The following is a 17,491-nucleotide window of genomic DNA, read 5'->3' on the forward strand; positions in this document are numbered from 1 at the left end:
CGGGGCCGCGCGCTACCTTGCGGCCCATTTGTTGAAGCGCTCGGTCAGGCGGTCGATGTTCTCGAGCCAGAAGCCGACGTTGATCTCGACCGCGTTCTTGATGTTGTCGGGGGCCGTCGGCAGGTCCTTCAGAAAGGCCGGTGCGATCAGAGCGGCTGCGCCCTTGTTCGAGGTGCCGTAGGCGATATTCTCCGACAGTTTCGATTGGTTCTCCGCCTTGCCGGCGAAGTCCAGGAACTTGTAGGCGGCGTCCTTGTTCGGGCTGCCCTTGAGGATGACCCAGCTGTCGAGCGTGAACAGCGCACCGTCCCACACCATGCCGAAATTCTTCTTCTCGTTCTTGTTGGCGGTGTCGATGCGGCCGTTGTAGACCGAGGTCATCGTCACCTCGCCGGAGGCGAGCAGTTGTGGCGGCTGGGCGCCGGCCTTCCACCAGACGATGTCGCCCTTGATGGTGTCGAGCTTCTTGAAGGCGCGCTCGATGCCCTCGTCGGTCGCCAGCACCTTGTAGACGTCCTTCGGCGCGACGCCATCGGCCATCAGCGCGATCTCGAGCGTGGTCTTCGGGCCCTGACGCAGGGCGCGCTTGCCCGGAATCTTTTTGGTGTCGAAGAAGTCGGCCCAGCCTTTCGGGGCCTCCTTCAGCTTGTCCTTGTCGTAACCGAGAACGAAGTCGTAGAGGATGGCGCCGACGCCGCAAGGATTGACAGACGGCGGGATGTAGGCGGCCTCACCTCCGATCCTGGTGTAGTCCAGCTTCTCGAACAGGCCTTCCTCGCAGCCGACTGCGAGTTCGTCGCTCTCGACCTGGACGACGTCCCAGGTGGCGGCGCCGCCTTGCACTTTGGCACGCAGCACTCCGACGCCGCCGTCCCAGGACTCGTCGTTCATGGCAATTCCGGCCGCCTTCTTGAACGGCTCGAAATAGACCTTCTTCTGGGCATCCTGATAGGCCCCGCCCCACGACACGATGGTGAGATCACGCGCCTGCGCGACCGTAGCCAGCGCGGCGCTGGCGGCGAAGGCCGCGGTGAAACCCAGAGCAATCTTGCCAATCTTGCGCTTCAGCATGGTCCTTGTTCCTTCTTCATATGAGTTGCGTTGATGTTGATCGCCGGATCAGACCGGATCGAGAGCAAGGCAGTCCTCGGGGCGAAAGGTGACGAATACGTCTGCACCATGTGTCAGGCTGTCATGCGCGCCCGGCTGAAGCTTGACCATGAACTCGGCATTCCCCGAGACATCGAGCACGGCCAGCGCGTGGTCGCCGAGATAGATGGTGTTCTGCACCGTGGCCGGCAGGCGGTTCGGTCCGTCACTGGAGGCGCCGCCCGGAACGATGGTGATCCGCTCCGGCCGTACCGACAGGGAGGTCGATGTGCCCGCGCCTGACACATTGACCGTCCGTGCGGTGACGGCCCCGCCGCCGGCCAGCGCGACGCGGCAATAATCCTTGTCGACCGTCTCGACGGTGCCTGAGAGCACGTTGTTCTCGCCGATGAAATGGGCGACGAAGCTGTTCACCGGATGCTCATACAGCGCGGCGGGCTTGTCGATCTGATGCACGATGCCGTTGTTGAACACGGCGATGCGGTCCGACATCGTGAGCGCTTCACTCTGATCGTGGGTCACGTAGACGACGGTGATGCCCATCGTCTCGTGCAATTGCTTGATCTCCAACTGCATCTGCTCCCGCAGGCGTTTGTCCAGGGCGCCGAGCGGCTCGTCCATCAGCACGAGTTGCGGATTGAAGACCAGTGCGCGGGCCAATGCCACGCGCTGCTGCTGGCCGCCGGACAGCTGCCCCGGCCGCCGGTGCGCCATTGTCTCCATCTTGATCATGCGCAGCGCTGCATTGACGCGCTCCTGCGCGTCCGCCTTGCCGATCTTGCGAACCGACAACGGGAAGGCGATGTTCTCCGCGATCGTCAGGTGCGGAAACAGGGCATAGTTCTGGAACACCATGCCTATATCGCGCTTGTGCGGGGGCATGTTCTTGATCGGCCGGCCTGCGAGGTAGATCTCGCCTTGGGTCGGAACCTCGAAGCCGGCCAGCATCATCAGCGTGGTCGTCTTGCCCGAGCCCGACGGGCCGAGCAGGGTGATGAACTCGCCCTTCCTGATGTCGAGATCGAGGTTCTTCACCACGAGATGCTCGCCATCATAGGTCTTCTGAATGCCGGAAAAGCGCACCAGTGCCGGCGCAGGCGTGACCATGCCGGCTTCCATGTTGACCTCGCGTTACCCACTATCGTGCTGTCAGCACCTCATTCGAGGTTGCGAGGATCAGCTTAGCACCCTCCGATCAGAATGCCAGCGGCGCAACCGATCGAGAGGCACCCAGCCGCGGCGAGTGAAGGCGAGCTACATCCCCGACAGCTTGCTCACAAACACATTCAGCGAGCCGCCGGCTTCCGCGACCACGCGCAGCGTCTTGGAATCGAAGGCGATGTCGGCCAGCGTCAGGCTGTCGATTTTGGCGTCGACCTTGACGCCGTCCTCGCTTTTCTGGAAGTCTGCGATGACGCCAGCGATCTTCTCGCGCGCGTTGGCGGCGATCGGCTTCAGGTCAAGCGAGGCCCTCTGCAGCAGTGCCTGCTGCATCTGCGGCACCGCCGCGCGCGCCGCCGCGCCGAGCAGTCCGAAGGCCGCTTCGGACTCGACCGCTAGCTGGATGTCGGTGAGCCGCAGCGTCTGCTGCGCCTGGTCGAGCACGGGCCGGCCCCAGATGTGCACGGTCGCCTCGGCGCCGAGACCGAGCCAGCTCTTCTTTTCCTTGGCGCGCACCAGCAGCGAGATCAGCAGGCGCTCGCCCGACGGGACCACGTTGACGCTCTTGACCGTGACATCGACGGGGCCGGAGCCGTCCTCGGGATAGGTGCGGCCAACCATCTGCGCGGCGATCAGCTTGTTGATCTCGGTGAAGGGCACGTCGATGGGCACGCCAATGTTCACGCCGGTGCCGCTCGGCGGCACAATCGAGATCTTGTCGGGGAACGGGCAGTCCGGCTTGGTCTGCGTCGACGTCACGCGCGTCTCCGCTTCCAGGCCCATCAGCAGCGTCACGGCCTGGGCATCGACCCGCGGCTGCGCGGCGATGGCACGGATCGGCTTCATCTCCAGCCAGAGCGGCGGCAGTGCGGCCGAGGCGCCCGAGCCCTGCAGCGGGATCGAGCGGCAGGCCTTGGCCCATTGCTGCTTGGCGTTCTCGCGCAGGCCCGGATCGTTGCGGATCCGCTCGGAGACGATGTTGATCTGCTCGCCGACATTCTTGTCGATCAGCGGCTTCACCTGTGCCGGCACGTTGACCTTGGCGCCGGCGACGTTGAGGTTGGTGTCGCCGAGATTGACCTGGGCGCCGAGATTGGGCTCGAGATGCCAGTTGGCCGCGAGCTTCGGGCGCGAGGTGACGACGACGTTGCCCCTGATCTCGGCGCTGGCGTTCAAATTCTTGATGTTGACGGCGCCGATCCGTTTCGCCGCGTCACCGCCGAGCACGCTGCCGAGCGCGTCGCCGAGCGCGCCGGTGGCTTTCGAGGACAGCGAGCCCGTGACGTTCAGCTTGCCGTTGAGCGGCGTCGAGATCGTCAGCACGTCCCTGTCGCCGGCAGCCGCCATCGGTCCGCGCACGGCGGTCCAGCCGATGTCGGCGTTCTCCAGGATCTGCGAGATCGGGTTGTCGGCCTTCCCGGCGAAATTGCGCGGCGCGGCCTTCTCGGCCTGGTCGCGGATCGCCGACAGCGCGATGGCGACCGGCGCGATCACGATCGAGCTCTTCGACGCCGGCGGCAGCGGAGGCAATTGCGCCACGGGTGGTGCCGAATTCGTCGCGCGCGGCGACAGCAGATCCATCGCCTTCAAGCTGATGAAGAACGACGCCGCGAGCACCGCGACGGCGATCATGATGGTCTTCAGATTCAACGTCAGTCGCATCGATCCCCCAGGCCGCCCCGGCAGGAATTCTACAGGGCAGGCGCGGAGGGCGCTAGAGCGTAACCGTGGGGTGGAATTGGGGCGAATGGGTTAACGGCACGACCGATCGTTGCTGCGCATTCAGACCATCGTCAGGTCTAGCCTTGCCGGGGACGGCGGACCGCTCTCACATTGCCGTTAGCACCGCCGCCGCAGAAGAAGCGATCGCCGCCGTCGGATTCCAACCCTGACACCATGGTCCCGGCAGGCAGGTCGAGCTGCTCGAGCACTTTGCCGGTTTCCGGGTCGATCCGCCTGATATCGCTGTCCTCGCCTTCCCAGGTGCCGTGCCAGAGTTCGCCGTCGACCCAGGTCACCCCGGTCACGAAGCGCTTGCTCTCGATGGTGCGAAGGACCTTTCCCGTATCAGGATCGACCTGGTGGATCTTGCGCTCGCGATATTGCCCGACCCACAGCGAGCCTTCGGCCCAGGCCAAGCCGGAATCGCCACCGCCGCCCGGCGCCGGAATGCTGGTGAGCACCTTGCCTGAGGCGGCGTCGATCTTCTGGATGCGATCCTCGGCGATCTGGAACAGGTGCCGGCCGTCGAACGCGGTGCCCGCATGGGCCGCGACTTCGAGGGAGCGCGCGACCTTGCCGCTCTCCGGATCGACCGCATTCAGTTTGTCGCCGGACGCGAACCAGACATGGGTGCCGTCATAGGTCACGCCATGCACGGCCTCGACGCCGGCAAAAGGTCCGTACTCCCTGACGATCTCGGCGGCTGAACGCTTCATGTGCTCGCTCCCTGTGATGTGCTCCTACCTTACGTCTTCAGAAGCGGTCCCGGGAGTAACAAGCCTGTCGGGAAACCCGGGACGGGCGGCATCATCCAGCGCCGCGCCCGCCCATGCCCGAACGACTGCACCTTTTTCGATCGCGCCAGCTCGTCGAGGGCCCGCTGCACCGTGCGCGCGCTGGTCCCGAGCGCTAGCGCGAGCGCCGAGCTCGACCATGGCTCGCCGTCGGAGAGGAAGGCGAGGACAGCCGCGTGCTTCTCCTCGACTGGCCGCGCCAGCACCAGGACCTGTCGCGTCTTGCGCGGCGTCAGGGCAAAACCCTGCTTCGTCGCGGCCACATCGGCGAGTGGCCTGAGCTTGGCGCGGAGCCGGCCGATCTCCACCCGCAGGCGCGCTCGGTGCGATTCATCGACGTGTCTCGCCCGAAACGCCGCTGCCATCAGCGCCTCGCGCGTGACGTCCGTGGGCCAAGCCTGCGCCAGGATGCGGGCGAGCGCGAACAGCACCGGGCGGGTCCCGAGCGATACGATCTTGTCCCGCCTGCGCACCGCATGATGGAAGGCGTCCACGACCAGTGCGTCCGAAGCCGCGAGCTCCTCGACCTGCTCCAGCAGCAACGGACGTTCGTCGCCACGCGTGATCAGGCGCGCTGCCGGCGTATCGAGCACGCGGTTCGTGCTCTCGACCTCCGCTGTAAGCCCGGGGATGCCTGCCAGGCTCGCTGCGCGAGCCGCCCGGGCAAGCGCCGCGCGCGCATCTTTGGTTCTGAGCCGCCGGATTGCGATGCCGGCGACCACGAGCTCACGGATGACCTGCGGGGCAGGCGGCAGCGGGGAGGGGCCGAGCTCGGCGAGGATACGCTCGGCTTCGTCGAGCCGTCCCACGAGAAGGAGGCGGCGCGCCTCGATGTGGCCTGCGTGCGTAGCATTGGCGACATCGCCGTGCTTTTCGAGCGTCGTCCGTGCCGCCGCGAGCATTTTCGCCGGCCAGCTCAGGTCGCGCGAGACCAGTGCAATCTCGGCTTCGGCCACCACGCATCTCGCGCGCGCCACCGCCTCGCGCGGACCGAACGCGCGCGCCGCGCTGCGCAGCAGCGTCTTCGCCTTTGCGAGGTCGCCGAGCTGCGCCATCGCGATGCCGCGCAGCGCCAGCGACGGCGCGTCGTTGCGCAGCGCGACGCGGTTCAGCGCGCCGAGCGGATCGCCGGCCTCGAGCGCACGTGCTGCGGCATTGATCAGCGACTCCATGTCAATCCCGCCACACTTGTTACTCTCACCGCGCAACTGCGAGGTGCCAGAATTCGTTGGCAGGACGTCGAGCAAGAGGTTTGGAGAGCCATGATGACATCAATAGACAACGCCGGGACGAACGGACAGGCCGCCATGCAGACGCCGCCGGTGGTGTCGCTGCAGGACTGGGAGGCCGCCCGTCAGCAACTGCTGGTGAATGAAAAGGCGCATACCCGTGCCCGCGACGCGCTCGCCGCCGAGCGCCGGCGCATGCCGTGGATGGAAGTTGCCAAAACCTATGCGTTCGGGGGGCCCGGCGGCAAGGTCAGCCTGATCGACCTGTTCCAGGGGCGACGGCAGCTGATCGTGTACCGCGCCTTCTTCGAGCCCGGCGTGTTCGGCTGGCCCGATCATGCCTGTCGCGGCTGCTCGATGGTGGCCGACCAGGTCGCCCATGTCTCGCATCTGAATGCCCGCGACACCACGCTGGTGTTTGCCTCGCGGGCGCGGCAGGCCGACATCAGTAGGCTGAAGAAGCGGATGGGCTGGACCATGCCGTGGGTCACGATCACCGACAGCTTCGACGCCGATTTCGGCGTTGACGAATGGCACGGCACGAACGTGTTCTACCATGACGGGACGCGAATCTTTCGCACCTATTTCGTCAAGAGCCGCGGCGACGAGCAGATGGGCGGCACCTGGAACTATCTCGATATCACCCCGCTCGGCCGCCAGGAGGTATGGGAGGATTCGCCGAAGGGCTATCCGCAGACACCGACCTACAAATGGTGGAACTGGCACGACAGCTATACGGAAGGTGCTGCGCCCGACCAAAAATGGGTTGAGATCTCCGATGCCGGCGAGAAGGCCTTTCGCGAGGAGGCAGCGGAAGGGCGTGACTAGTCCCGTCAGCATAACTGCCGGCGCTGGCCGCGACGGCGTGGCGGCGGCGCGCCGTCTCGCCGGGTGGCTTGGTCTGGCCGCCTCGCCGACCTTTGCGATGATGGCGCTGCTGACGGCCGTGGTCGGGAGTGGGCCGGCGGACATGCTGTGCGCCGGGCAGGGCTCTCTGCTCGGCGGCATGGTGCCGATGTATCTTCTGATGAGCGCGTTTCACTCGGCCGCGTGGCTGCGGGTGATCGCGGAGCGGCTGCCGTCGGAATGAACGCCCCATCCTTCGAGACGCGCGCAAGGGCGCGCTCCTCAAGGAGCCCGCTGAAGGCGGGCGTCTCGAGGATGCACCGCGATTTCCAACGCAAGTCAAAGCGTTGCGTCAGGGCCGCTATTGCCCGCCCGCCGCCTGCAGATATGCCACCACCTTCGCCGCCTCCTCTGCCGAGATGCCGCCATAGGGCTGCATCTTGTTGCCGGACACCACCTCGTCGGGCTTGACCATGAAGCGCGTGAGCTTGTCCTGGTCCCAGACGAAACCGGCATCCTTCATTGCGGACGAGTAATTGTAGTCCGGCAGCGAGCCGGCCTTGCGTCCAAGGATCTTGTCGAGGTTGGGGCCAAGGCGGTTGTCGCCTTCCTTCACGGAATGGCAGGTGCGGCAGGAATTGTTGAAGGCTTGGTGGGCCGACTCGTCGCCCGCAGGCTGCTGCGCGCGCGAGGAGGGGGTGGAGAGAAGCAGTGTTACCGCTCCGGTGGCCGCGATCGTGCGCAGCCATGAACTTCGTGGCGTCGGCAGGCGTGATTGCATCTGCGCCTCTATCGGAGTTCGCGCCGCAACACGCGAGCGCACCGGGATGTCGAGGGCAAACGGAAACGGCCCCGGTAGGTTCCGGGGCCGTTTGCGTCACAATGTCCTGTCGCGTTAGCGCGTCGCAGTTCCGAGCTCGGCTCTCCGTTCCGTCATCGGCAGCACGATCACCTTGGTGCCGACGTTGACGCGGGAATAGAGGTCGGAAACGTCCTCATTGGTCAAGCGGATGCAGCCGGAGGAGACGCGCTTGCCGATCGTGTCGGGGGCGTTGGTGCCGTGGATGCGGTAGATGGTGCCGCCGAGATACATGGCGCGGGCGCCGAGCGGATTGCCGGGGCCACCGGCCATGTGGCGCGGCAGATAGGGCTGGCGGGCGATCATTTCCGGCGGCGGAGTCCAGGCCGGCCACTCGGCCTTTCTGGTGACGGACTGGGTGCCCGACCAGGTGAAACCATCGCGGCCGACGCCGATGCCGTAGCGCAGCGCCTGGCCGTTGCCGAGCACGTAATAAAGATAGGTGTTGGGCGTGTCGATGATGATGGTGCCCGGCGCCTCGCGCGTCGCGTAGGAGACGGTCTGGCGGCGGAAGCGCGCCGGCATCTCCACGGCGTCCTGATCTTCGGACGGCTCGGTCTGATAGGTCGGCGCCTGGTAGGGCTGGTAGGGCTGGAGCGGCTGCGGCGCAGCGAACGGCGGCAGCGGCTGGAAGAAGGGGAAGAGCTGCACCGGCGCGGCCTTGGCTGCACCCGCGAATGCGATTGCGGAGACCGCGACTGCGCCAAAAGCAACGGCGCGCGAAAAAATCCTGAACGTGTCCAGATTGAACATGTGATCGCCCCTGTTTGCTCGGTGGTCTCGGCCACCGCGGCACCATTGCGGTGCTCCGTTGCCTGGATCACTAACGGCAAAACGTTTCGGGACATTTGCGCGGAAAACCGAAAACGGTTTCGTCGCGGAAAGGATTGTTTCATGACAGTTTCGTGGCCGCAGGCGCTCGTTGACGAACAAAACGGTGGGCCGACACTTCTGTGACGTCACACGCCTGAAATATCCTTCGTTGATGGTCGGAAACCGAGAATCATCAAACTCTCGGGATTTTCCGATGCGGGTATTAATCGCGACTGACGCCTGGCATCCCCAGGTTAACGGTGTGGTCCGCACCCTGACCTCGCTGGCGAATGCCGCCAAGGCGCTGGATGTCGAGATCGACTTCCTGACGCCGGACGGCTTTCCGTCCTGGCCGTTGCCGACCTATCCGGGCCTTCGCATCGCGCTGCCGAGCGGAAAGGAGATCGCGCGGCGGATCGAGAAGGCGGCGCCGGACGCGCTGCACATCGCGACCGAAGGCCCGATCGGCTGGGCGGCGCGGGCCTATTGCCGCCGCAACCGGCTCGCCTTCACCACCTCCTATACGACGCGCTTTCCCGAATATGTCGCGGTGCGGACCGGCATCCCCGCGGCCGTCGGCTATGTCGTGCTGCGCCACTTCCACGATGCCGCCGCGATGACCATGGTGGCGACGCCCTCGCTGCGGCAGGAACTCGCCGAGCGCGGCTTCAAGCGGCTCGGCTTCTGGACGCGCGGCGTCGATACCGAGCAGTTCCATCCCGACGATCCCGCCAGCCTCGATCTGCCGGGCCCGATCTTCATGACCATGGGCCGGGTCGCGGTCGAGAAGAATCTCGAAGCGTTTCTTTCGCTCGATCTGCCCGGCACCAAGGTCGTCGTCGGCGATGGCCCGCAGAAGACGGCGCTCGAGAAGAAATATCCGGATGCGGTCTTCCTCGGCGAGAAGAAGGGCGCCGATCTCACCGCGCATCTCGCCGCCGCTGACGTGTTCGTGTTTCCGAGCCTGACCGATACGTTCGGCGTGGTGCAGCTGGAGGCGCTGGCCTGCGGCACGCCGGTCGCGGCGTTCCCCGTGACGGGGCCCAAGGATGTGATCGCCGGTCATCCGATCGGTGCGATCGACCACGATCTGCGGTCCGCGTGCCTGCGCGCGCTCACCATCTCGCGCGAGACCTGCCGCAACTTCGCGCTGGAGCGCTCCTGGGAAAACAGCGCGCGCCAGTTCGTCGGCAACCTCACCTCACTTCAGCCCAGCCGCGTCTTGCGCGCCACGCCTCGGGTGGCGCGGCGGCCGGTGCGCGGCTGATCCATTCTTTGACCCACAGCGAGAACCTCATCGATGGCTAAGATCATGAACCTTGACGGCACCCAGCAGCTCGATCTCACCCGTGGCACGGTCGAGCAGGCTTACGATCGCTGGGCGCCCGTCTACGATCTCGTGTTCGGCGGCGTGTTCGCCAAGGGCCGGCAGGCTGCGATCGCGGCCACCAATAAGATCGGCGGCCGCGTGCTCGAGGTCGGCGTCGGCACCGGCATCTCGCTGCCGCTCTATGCGCCCAACCTGCGCATCTTCGGCACCGACATCTCGGAAGCGATGCTGGACAAGGCGCGCCAGCGCGTCGCCGAGGGCAAGCTGAAGAACGTCGAAGGCCTCGCGGTGATGGACGCCGAGAAGCTCGAATTCCCCGACAACTCCTTCGACGTCGTGATGGCGCAATATGTCGTCACCGCCGTACCGAACCCGGAAGAGGCGCTCGACGAATTCGCCCGCGTGCTGCGTCCGGGCGGCGAGCTGATCATCCTCACCCGCGTCAGCGCCGATGCGGGCATGCGCCGCTTCATCGAGCAGAAGCTGCAGCCGGTGGTTCGTCCGCTCGGCTTCCGGACCGCCGAGTTCGCCTGGTCGCGCTATGCCAAATGGCTGGCCGGCGCCCATGGCATGGAGCTCGCCGAGCGCCGCCTGATTCCGCCGCTCGGTCATTTCTCGCTGGTGCGCTGCCGCAAGGTCGACGTCGCGAAAGCGGCGTGAGCTGAAGCTTGCGCCTCGCATGCGCATCGCGCCGCTGCGCATCGTTACATGACAAAATGATGATGTCACACGGCCTACATCGAATCCCCGTAATCCCGTACCCGAAAGCATTTTGGGGGAGAGCATGATCAAGAATTATCTCGAACAGCTGCGGATCCAGCGCTGGGACGACCATCGCTACTATCACCACAGCCGCATCAATCAGAGCTTGCACTTCATCAGCGCGCTCAGCTTTCTCTTTGCCTATGTCTGGCTGTTCATCGATCCCGTCGTCTCCGCGCTGGTCGGATGGCTGGTCTCAATGACCTCGCGCCAGGCCGGTCATTTCTTCTTCGAGCCACACACGTACGATCACGTCAACCAGGCGACCCACGAGTACAAGGAAGAGATCAAGGTCGGTTACAATCTGCAGCGCAAGGTGGTGCTGATGGCGATCTGGGCACTGTCGCCGCTGGTGTTGATCGCCGATCCCACGCTGTTCGGCCTGTTCACGCCCTGGGCAAGTGCGACCGACTTCATGCGTCAGGTTGCCAAGATCTGGCTCGTGGTCGGCGGCGGCGGTCTGCTGTTCCGCACCGTGCACCTGTTCTTCATCCGCGACGTCGAGACCGGCCTCGTCTGGATGACCAAGATCCTGACCGACCCCTTCCACGATCTGATGCTGTATCGCAGCGCGCCGCTCGCCTTGATGCGCGGCGAACTGATGGATCCCGGCCTGCACCTCAACCCCGAGCACACGCTGGGCCTCATCGGCGAGCCCACGCTCGAAGAGCAGCACGCCTGAGCGCATTGCGCAGAGCCAACACTCCGATGTCTGATCGTTACGTCATGCCCGGGCTTGTCCCGGGCATCCACGTCTCGGGGCCGTCGTGTGGAAACACGTGGATGGCCGGGACAAGCCCGGCCATTACGGCGTTGGCGAAGAAAGCTTCAGCGCCCAAAGCGCTTGGCCAGCATCTCTTTCAGGATCTGCCGCTTGATGTTCTTGTTGGTGAGCACGCCGTCGTGCCACCAGAAGCCGTCGGCTTTCATCTTTTCGGCGGCGCGGACGAAGCGGTCGGCGACTTCGGTGAAGTCGGCGTCGGTGTAGTTGAGGCTGAAGATCAGCCGTCCCGTGCCGACCCAGCTCAGCTCCAGGCCTTCGGCGCGCAGGTAAAATTGCAGCATCCAGTTGTAGCGGGACGGTTTAGTGTATTGCACCGTCCAGATCGACGAGAAGTTTGCGAACCGCACCGGCAGGCCGGCATCGGTCATCATCTGGTTGAGCCTCTCGGCGCGGCCGTTCCAGGTTTCCTCCAGTCCGTCATAGACAGCGCGGAAATTCGGGCTGGCGAGCCGGCTCAAAAACTCGTCCATCGCCGTCATGACGTAGGGGTGCGAGTTGAAGGTGCCGCGGGCAAAGCAGATGTCGGCGGGACGATCGTCGCGGAAGCGGCGCATCAATTCCTTCTTGCCGCAGACGACGCCGACCGGCAGGCCGCCGGCGAGGCTCTTGCCGTAGGTGACCATGTCGGCCTTGACGCCGAAATATTCCTGGGCGCCGCCGGCGGCGAGACGGAAGCCGACGAAGACTTCGTCGAAGATCAGCACGATGCCGCGCTCGGTGCAGACGTCGCGCAGCCTCGCGAGCCATTCGGTGTAGGCCGCGCGATCGAAGTGGCCGCGGCGGGACGAGTCCACCAGCGAGGAATCACCGGGCGCGTTGCCGTTCGGATGCAGGCCTTGCAGCGGGTTGACCAGCACGCAGGCGATGTCGCGGCGCGTGCGCAGCACGTGCAGCGTCTTCTCCGACATCTCGGCGAGGGTGTAGGTCTCGTGCGCGGCAATCGGATTGCCGACGCCGGGCTGCACGTCGCCCCACCAGCCGTGATAGGCGCCGGCGAAGCGAACCAGATGCGTGCGCTTGGTGTGGTAGCGCGCCAGCCGCACCGCCTGCATCACGGCTTCGGTGCCGGACATGTGGAACGAGACTTCGTCGAGGCCGGAAATCCGGCAGAGCCGCTGCACGTTCTCGAGGATAACGGGATGATAGGGGCCGAGCACGGGACCCAGCGCATGCGCGCGCTTCTCGGCGCCCTCGATGCACTCCTTGTAGAAGTCGTTGCCGAAGATGTTGACGCCGTAGGACCCCGTGAGATCGTACGACGTGTTGCCGTCGACATCGGTGACGGTGACGCCGCTCGAGGAGTCCACGAAGGTCGAGGTGCCCAGATGCTCGCGGACGAGGCGCGAGAACTGGAACGGCACGCGATAGGTCTCGGTGAAGTGCAGGTCGGAAATCTTTTCCGCCGCTTCCTTCGTCATCGCGCGGCCCTTGGGGTAGCGCTGGGCGTAAAGCCTGGCGAGGCGGAAGAAGGCATTCTTGCGCTGCGCCACCACATCATCAGGCGCGCCGTCGCAGCTGAAATATCTGTCGCCTTCGAACTCGTAGAACGGCAGCAGCTTTGCCACCCGCCGCGACATCTTGGAGTGCCCGGCGAGCGAGCGGTGCTTGGCGCGGGACAGTTCGACCCGCGCCTTGATCTTCGGGAAGACGGCGGCAGCAGACACTGCGGCGGCCACGGACATCGAGAGAATCGGGAGTGTCGTTTCCATGACAACAAGCGCTAATACTGTGAGCTGACAGATTCATGACAGTCAAAGCCCTCATCGCCTCTTTCACCCAGCAGGAAGACCTCAACTTCCTGTTGACCAACCGCATCCCCCGCGCGGCCCTGACCCGCTTCATGGGCTGGTTCTCCAAGGTCGAGAACCCGCTGGTGCGGGACGCCTCGATCGCGCTGTGGAAGCTGTTCTCCGACCTCGATCTGTCGGAGGCGCGGAAAGATCATTTCACGAGCCTGCACGATTGCTTCACCCGGGAGCTCAAGCCGGGCCTGCGTCCCTTTGATCCGGATCCGTCCGTCGTCGCCAGTCCGTCGGACGGCATCGTCGGCGCGCATGGCCGGATCGCCGACACCGAGCTTTTTCAGGTCAAGGGAGCGCCCTATTCGCTGCTCGACCTGCTCGGAGATTCCGCGCTGGTTGACCAGCACCGCAACGGCTCCTTCGTCACACTGCGGCTGACCTCGAGCATGTATCACCGTTTCCATGCGCCCTACGACGCGCATATCGAGCGGGTCACGCTGATCAATGGCGACGTCTGGAACGTCAACCCGATCGCCTTGAAGCGGGTCGAGCGTCTGTTCTGCAAGAACGAGCGCGCGGTGATCCGGACGCGTCTGTCGACCGGCGAAGCCGTGACGCTGGTGCCGGTCGCCGCGATCTTGGTCGCGAGCATCCGGCTGCACTTCCTCGACATGGTGCTGAACGCGCAGACCCGCGGCCCGGTCAATTTTCCCTGCGACGTCGACGTGAGCAAAGGCGAGGAGCTCGGTTGGTTCGAGCACGGCTCGACCATCATCATCCTCGCGCCCGGCGATTTCACCTTCTGCGACGCCATTGCCGAGGGGACACGCATCCGCGCCGGTCAAGCGCTGTTGAAGCGAAACTAGCCTTCAATCCGCCGTCCCCGCAGCCTATATCCTCAGTGGGGATGACAGATCGATACGGATTCAGGTGATGGCGCGGGCGCCGGTCATGGCGGCGGGTGGTATTGTGCTGCGGCGTGGTGCGCCGCCGCTGATCGCGGTCGTGCGCCAGCGCAAGCGCAACGAATGGGTTTTGCCCAAGGGCAAGCTCGACAACGGCGAAACGCCGAAACAGGCTGCGCACCGCGAGGTGCTCGAGGAGACCGGGCATGACGTCGCCATCCATGAATTCCTGGGCACGCTGGTCTACCAGTCCGGCGGGCGGTCCAAGGTCGTGCATTTCTGGCGCATGGAAGCCGAGGGTGGTCCGGTCCACAAGCTGATGAACGACATCAAGGCGGTCGACTGGCTGACGCTCGACGACGCGCTTGCGCGCCTGTCGCGTGAGTATGAGCGCGTGTTCCTGACGCAGATCGGCCCGATCGCGCTTGCAGCAGCGCGGCTGGCGTCGTCCCCCGAAACCGAGCCGACGCCGACGCTTGCGGCCGACGATATCGACGCAACGCTGCAGACTTTGACGCCGGCCGAAGCCGCCTCCGTCGACGAGATGCGGCATGGTCTGCTGCAGAAGGTGAAGGCTTGGCTGCGCGGCGAGGCGTGAGTTTTCTTCAGGTGACTCTGCTTGCGGGTTTGGAAACATCCACGAGTTGGTATGATTCGTGGGAGCCTTAGCTCTCTCGGTCGTCATTGAGAGCACCGCGAAGCAATCCAGAGTCCCTCTGCGGAAAGATTCTGGATTGCTTCGCTGTGCTCTCAATGACGGAGGAGAGAGCGGAGCGCGCGACGTCGACCTTCAAGGGGTGAGGAGCGGCACTATCACCGCCGCTCCTTCTCCTTCTGTGGCGGCGCCGGCCTGCGCGGCGCGGCGGGGCGTGGTGTGGCGGGGAGGCGCTGCTGGAAGCCGCCTGGTCGCTGTACGCCCGGCTGTTGAGCCGCGGGCGGTTGGCCCGGCTGCAATCCGCTGCGCGGAGTTTGTGGCTGTGGCGTCGTAGCCGGCTGCGGCGGCAGGGTCCCGCGGGGTTGCACGTTAGGCTGGCCGGTGCGTGACGGCGGCGTCTGCGGCGCGCCGCCGGGCGGCGTGCCTGGTCCGGTGCGCGGGACGCCTGCCGGTTGTCCTGCGCCTTGCTGCTGACCGCGTTGCCGTTGGCCCTGTTGCTGCTGACCCTGGCCTGCACGCGGTGTGTCCGGTTGCACGGCGCCGCCTTGTCCTTGCCGTTGCGGCGGCTGGGCGCCCGGCTGCGATCCTTGCCGGCCCGGCGTGCCCGGTTGCTGCTGACCCGGACGGTTGTTCTGGCCGGGCTGTCCGTTCGGCCGCTGCGGCTGTCCCGGCGCCACGTTCGGCCGCAATTGCTGTTGCTGCGGCGGCTGAGCCGGCCGCGGAATGCGGCTGATCGCGGTCGGATTGGCGCGGCGGAAGTCGCGCTGCTCGGTGACGATTTGGCGGCCCGTGGTCTGCGCCAGATGCACCTGGCCGACGAAACCGCGGTCGCGCGCGATCTGCTGCGCGGGAATCGTGATCGGCACCGCGGCGAAGCGCATGATTCCGGCAGTGGCCGCGCCGGGCCGGATCGCAAAGCCGCTCGCGCCTTGCGTCAGCGCGCCGAGCCGCGTGCCGCTGCTGCGGTCGTCGACGTCGATGTGGCCGACGCGGCCGTCCGCATCGGGATAGAGCTTGATGTTGACGTTGCGCGAGCTGCTCGCCGCCGCGCCTTCAGGCACGTCGACGACGCCGGTGGTGCCGCGGATGCCGAGCGTCGCGGTCGGTGTCGTGATCTTCATGTCGCCGGTCTTCGCCACGGCAGCCGCGACGAAGGCGACCGTGCCTTTGCCGACGTCGAAGATCGCGGAGTTCTGCTTGCCGCCGTCCTCGTAGACATAATTGTCGATGGTGATCTTCGAAGAGGCGGAGAGATTGAACGTGGTGGCGTCGTCGAAGGTGATGCCGAGCGAGGAGTTCGACGAGGTCTGCACCACGTCGTTGAGATAGATGTCGTCGCGCACGCGCAGCGGATAGGAATTCCTGTCGCGGATCACGGTCGCGATCCCCGTGACGGTCGCAACGTTGCCGATCGGCTCGACGGCGGCGGGTTGTGCGTCCGCGGCAGGCGCTGGCGAGGCCGAGGGCGTCGGGGAGGGGGAGGGAGCCGGCTGGGCTTGTGGCTGTGTCTGCGCGAGCTCGATTACCTCGGATGCGCAAGCCATGCTGCTGCCTGCCAGCGGCAAAACCGGCAGCATGAGCGCGAACACGAAGCGGCGCCAAGCCAGCATTGATGTCACGAAGAAGTCCCGGTGAGAACGCGAGGCGAGATCGGCCGATTTCAGCCGGGGGGACCTGAATGGCGGATGAACATCAGTCGCATGAAGGAGGGCCTGACATTGAAACGGAGAGCTGTAGAAGCTTGAGGCGAGCTATCCCCACGGCGTCATGGCCGGGCTTGTCCCGGCCATCCCCGTCTTAATCGCGGAACGTGGATGCCCGGGACAGGCCCGGGCATGACGAAGATTTGTGCGTGTATTGGAGATGACGCCTTCGGCCTCAGCTCACGCGCTTCCAGGTCTGGCCGCCGCAGAACATGCCGCCGAAGGCGCAGCCCTGCACGCGCATCGCATTCGGACCCTTCATCGCGATGGTCGAGTCGTAATTGCGGCCGGAATCGGGATCGTGGATGCGGCCGCTCCACTTCGAGCCCTCGGGCTTCATGTTGATCAGGATGCGCTGATTGGTCTTCTCGGCGTAGCCGCAGAGGTTGACGCCGCACTGCTCGACGCGAACGTTGCCCTTGTTCTCTTCGGTTGCCCAGACACCGATCGGTGTATTGGCGACGACCACAGGCGCGGTGGCGACCGGAGCCGGAGCGGGAGCAACGGCGACGGGAGCGGGCGCAGCGACGGGGGCAGGAGCCGCAACGGGCGCCGGCTGCGTGGTGTCGAAGCCGACCGACGGCGCGGCGGCAGCCGTTGTCGCCGGAGCGGCAGGAGCAACCGCGGGGGCGGTCGCCTGGACCGGCGCCTGCTGCACGGGCGGCTGCTGCACAGGAGCCGGTGCGGGCTGCGCGGTCGTCGTCGCAGGAGCCGGCGTATTGTCGATGTCATCGTCCTTGGAGCCGCCAAGGCCCTTGAGGTTGATGTTGTTCAGCTTGATCGGCTTGTCCGACAGGCCTGGTGCGACGATGGTCACGCAGTTGAGCGAAGCGCAGTTGCGCGGCGTCTCGATGCGGATGTGCTGGCCTTCGATCTGGAACGAGATCGTGTTGCCGCCGGCGTGGGCGGTAGCGGTCGATGCCAGAAAGAGCGTGGTGGCGGCGATGGCGAGCTTGTTCATGACAACCTCCGAAAATGGCGCGGTCCCGATATGGACTGGTGTCGCCGGTGGATGAAACGTGGTTCGACCCTACGTCGGACCGGTCGGGCCTTCCGTGATGGATGTCACAAGGGGT

17 protein-coding genes are annotated in these 17,491 nt (G+C 65.5%); 7 read left to right on the plus strand and 10 right to left on the minus strand.

Annotated features, from left to right (window positions below):
* Positions 1-12 precede the first annotated feature (12 nt).
* The 5 genes from C7G42_RS09400 to C7G42_RS09420 all read right to left on the minus strand — a co-directional run bounded on the left by C7G42_RS09400 (position 13) and on the right by C7G42_RS09420 (position 5,959).
* Positions 13-1,071, minus strand: coding sequence for an ABC transporter substrate-binding protein (locus C7G42_RS09400; RefSeq protein ID WP_106948625.1), 1,059 nt, complete (start codon positions 1,069-1,071; stop codon positions 13-15).
* A gap of 48 nt (positions 1,072-1,119) precedes the next feature.
* The gene (locus tag C7G42_RS09405) at positions 1,120-2,229 is read right to left on the minus strand and encodes an ABC transporter ATP-binding protein (RefSeq protein WP_106948626.1); all 1,110 of its coding nucleotides are present in this window, start codon (positions 2,227-2,229) and stop codon (positions 1,120-1,122) included.
* Positions 2,230-2,364: 135 nt separating this feature from the next.
* Positions 2,365-3,933 carry a DUF4403 family protein gene (locus tag C7G42_RS09410; protein WP_106948627.1) on the minus strand — a complete coding sequence of 523 codons (1,569 nt, stop codon included), beginning with the start codon at positions 3,931-3,933 and terminating at the stop codon, positions 2,365-2,367.
* A gap of 137 nt (positions 3,934-4,070) precedes the next feature.
* A complete protein-coding gene (locus C7G42_RS09415) occupies positions 4,071-4,709 on the minus strand; it encodes a Vgb family protein (protein ID WP_106948628.1) in 639 nt (212 codons plus the stop codon).
* Positions 4,710-4,738: 29 nt separating this feature from the next.
* On the minus strand, positions 4,739-5,959 hold the full coding sequence (locus C7G42_RS09420) for a helix-turn-helix domain-containing protein (protein ID WP_106948629.1): 1,221 nt from the start codon (positions 5,957-5,959) through the stop codon (positions 4,739-4,741).
* A 90-nt stretch (positions 5,960-6,049) separates the two neighbouring features.
* Here C7G42_RS09420 and C7G42_RS09425 point away from each other — a divergent pair, with 90 nt between their 5' ends.
* Both C7G42_RS09425 and C7G42_RS09430 read left to right on the plus strand, forming a co-directional pair.
* The gene (locus C7G42_RS09425) at positions 6,050-6,844 is read left to right on the plus strand and encodes a DUF899 domain-containing protein (RefSeq protein WP_106948630.1); all 795 of its coding nucleotides are present in this window, start codon (positions 6,050-6,052) and stop codon (positions 6,842-6,844) included.
* On the plus strand, positions 6,837-7,106 hold the full coding sequence (locus C7G42_RS09430; protein ID WP_106948631.1) for a hypothetical protein: 270 nt from the start codon (positions 6,837-6,839) through the stop codon (positions 7,104-7,106). Before C7G42_RS09425 ends, C7G42_RS09430 begins: the two co-directional genes overlap by 8 nt.
* Positions 7,107-7,223: 117 nt before the next feature.
* On the opposite strand, the gene C7G42_RS09435 is transcribed toward C7G42_RS09430, so the two are convergent.
* Together C7G42_RS09435 and C7G42_RS09440 are read right to left on the minus strand one after the other, a co-directional pair.
* Positions 7,224-7,643, minus strand: coding sequence for a c-type cytochrome (locus C7G42_RS09435; RefSeq protein ID WP_199580734.1), 420 nt, complete (start codon positions 7,641-7,643; stop codon positions 7,224-7,226).
* 114 nt (positions 7,644-7,757) lie between these two features.
* The gene (locus tag C7G42_RS09440; RefSeq protein ID WP_106948632.1) at positions 7,758-8,474 is read right to left on the minus strand and encodes a L,D-transpeptidase; all 717 of its coding nucleotides are present in this window, start codon (positions 8,472-8,474) and stop codon (positions 7,758-7,760) included.
* Between the two features lie 274 nt (positions 8,475-8,748).
* Here C7G42_RS09440 and C7G42_RS09445 point away from each other — a divergent pair, with 274 nt between their 5' ends.
* From C7G42_RS09445 to C7G42_RS09455, 3 genes are all read left to right on the plus strand, one after another.
* Entirely contained in the window at positions 8,749-9,801 is a 1,053-nt protein-coding gene (locus tag C7G42_RS09445; protein WP_199580736.1) for a glycosyltransferase family 4 protein, read from the plus strand.
* A 33-nt stretch (positions 9,802-9,834) separates the two neighbouring features.
* Positions 9,835-10,524, plus strand: a complete 690-nt coding sequence (locus tag C7G42_RS09450) for a class I SAM-dependent methyltransferase (protein ID WP_106948634.1) — start codon at positions 9,835-9,837, stop codon at positions 10,522-10,524.
* Positions 10,525-10,648: 124 nt separating this feature from the next.
* Positions 10,649-11,308, plus strand: a complete 660-nt coding sequence (locus tag C7G42_RS09455; protein ID WP_106948635.1) for a hypothetical protein — start codon at positions 10,649-10,651, stop codon at positions 11,306-11,308.
* A 146-nt stretch (positions 11,309-11,454) separates the two neighbouring features.
* Here the strand turns inward: C7G42_RS09455 and C7G42_RS09460 are convergent, their stop codons facing one another.
* Positions 11,455-13,119, minus strand: a complete 1,665-nt coding sequence (locus C7G42_RS09460) for an aminotransferase class III-fold pyridoxal phosphate-dependent enzyme (protein WP_106948636.1) — start codon at positions 13,117-13,119, stop codon at positions 11,455-11,457.
* Between the two features lie 35 nt (positions 13,120-13,154).
* On the opposite strand from C7G42_RS09460, the gene asd reads away from it, so the two are divergent.
* Together asd and C7G42_RS09470 are read left to right on the plus strand one after the other, a co-directional pair.
* On the plus strand, positions 13,155-14,018 hold the full coding sequence (gene asd, locus C7G42_RS09465; protein ID WP_106948637.1) for an archaetidylserine decarboxylase: 864 nt from the start codon (positions 13,155-13,157) through the stop codon (positions 14,016-14,018).
* A gap of 67 nt (positions 14,019-14,085) precedes the next feature.
* Positions 14,086-14,655 carry an NUDIX hydrolase gene (locus C7G42_RS09470; protein WP_106948638.1) on the plus strand — a complete coding sequence of 190 codons (570 nt, stop codon included), beginning with the start codon at positions 14,086-14,088 and terminating at the stop codon, positions 14,653-14,655.
* A gap of 215 nt (positions 14,656-14,870) precedes the next feature.
* On the opposite strand, the gene C7G42_RS09475 is transcribed toward C7G42_RS09470, so the two are convergent.
* Together C7G42_RS09475 and C7G42_RS09480 are read right to left on the minus strand one after the other, a co-directional pair.
* Positions 14,871-16,322, minus strand: a complete 1,452-nt coding sequence (locus C7G42_RS09475) for a FecR family protein (RefSeq protein WP_199580813.1) — start codon at positions 16,320-16,322, stop codon at positions 14,871-14,873.
* Between the two features lie 268 nt (positions 16,323-16,590).
* A complete protein-coding gene (locus C7G42_RS09480) occupies positions 16,591-17,376 on the minus strand; it encodes a DUF2147 domain-containing protein (protein WP_106948640.1) in 786 nt (261 codons plus the stop codon).
* Positions 17,377-17,491 lie beyond the last annotated feature (115 nt).

It is taken from the genome of Bradyrhizobium sp. MOS003 (genome assembly GCF_003020125.1).
Taxonomy (GTDB): Bacteria; Pseudomonadota; Alphaproteobacteria; order Rhizobiales; family Xanthobacteraceae; genus Bradyrhizobium.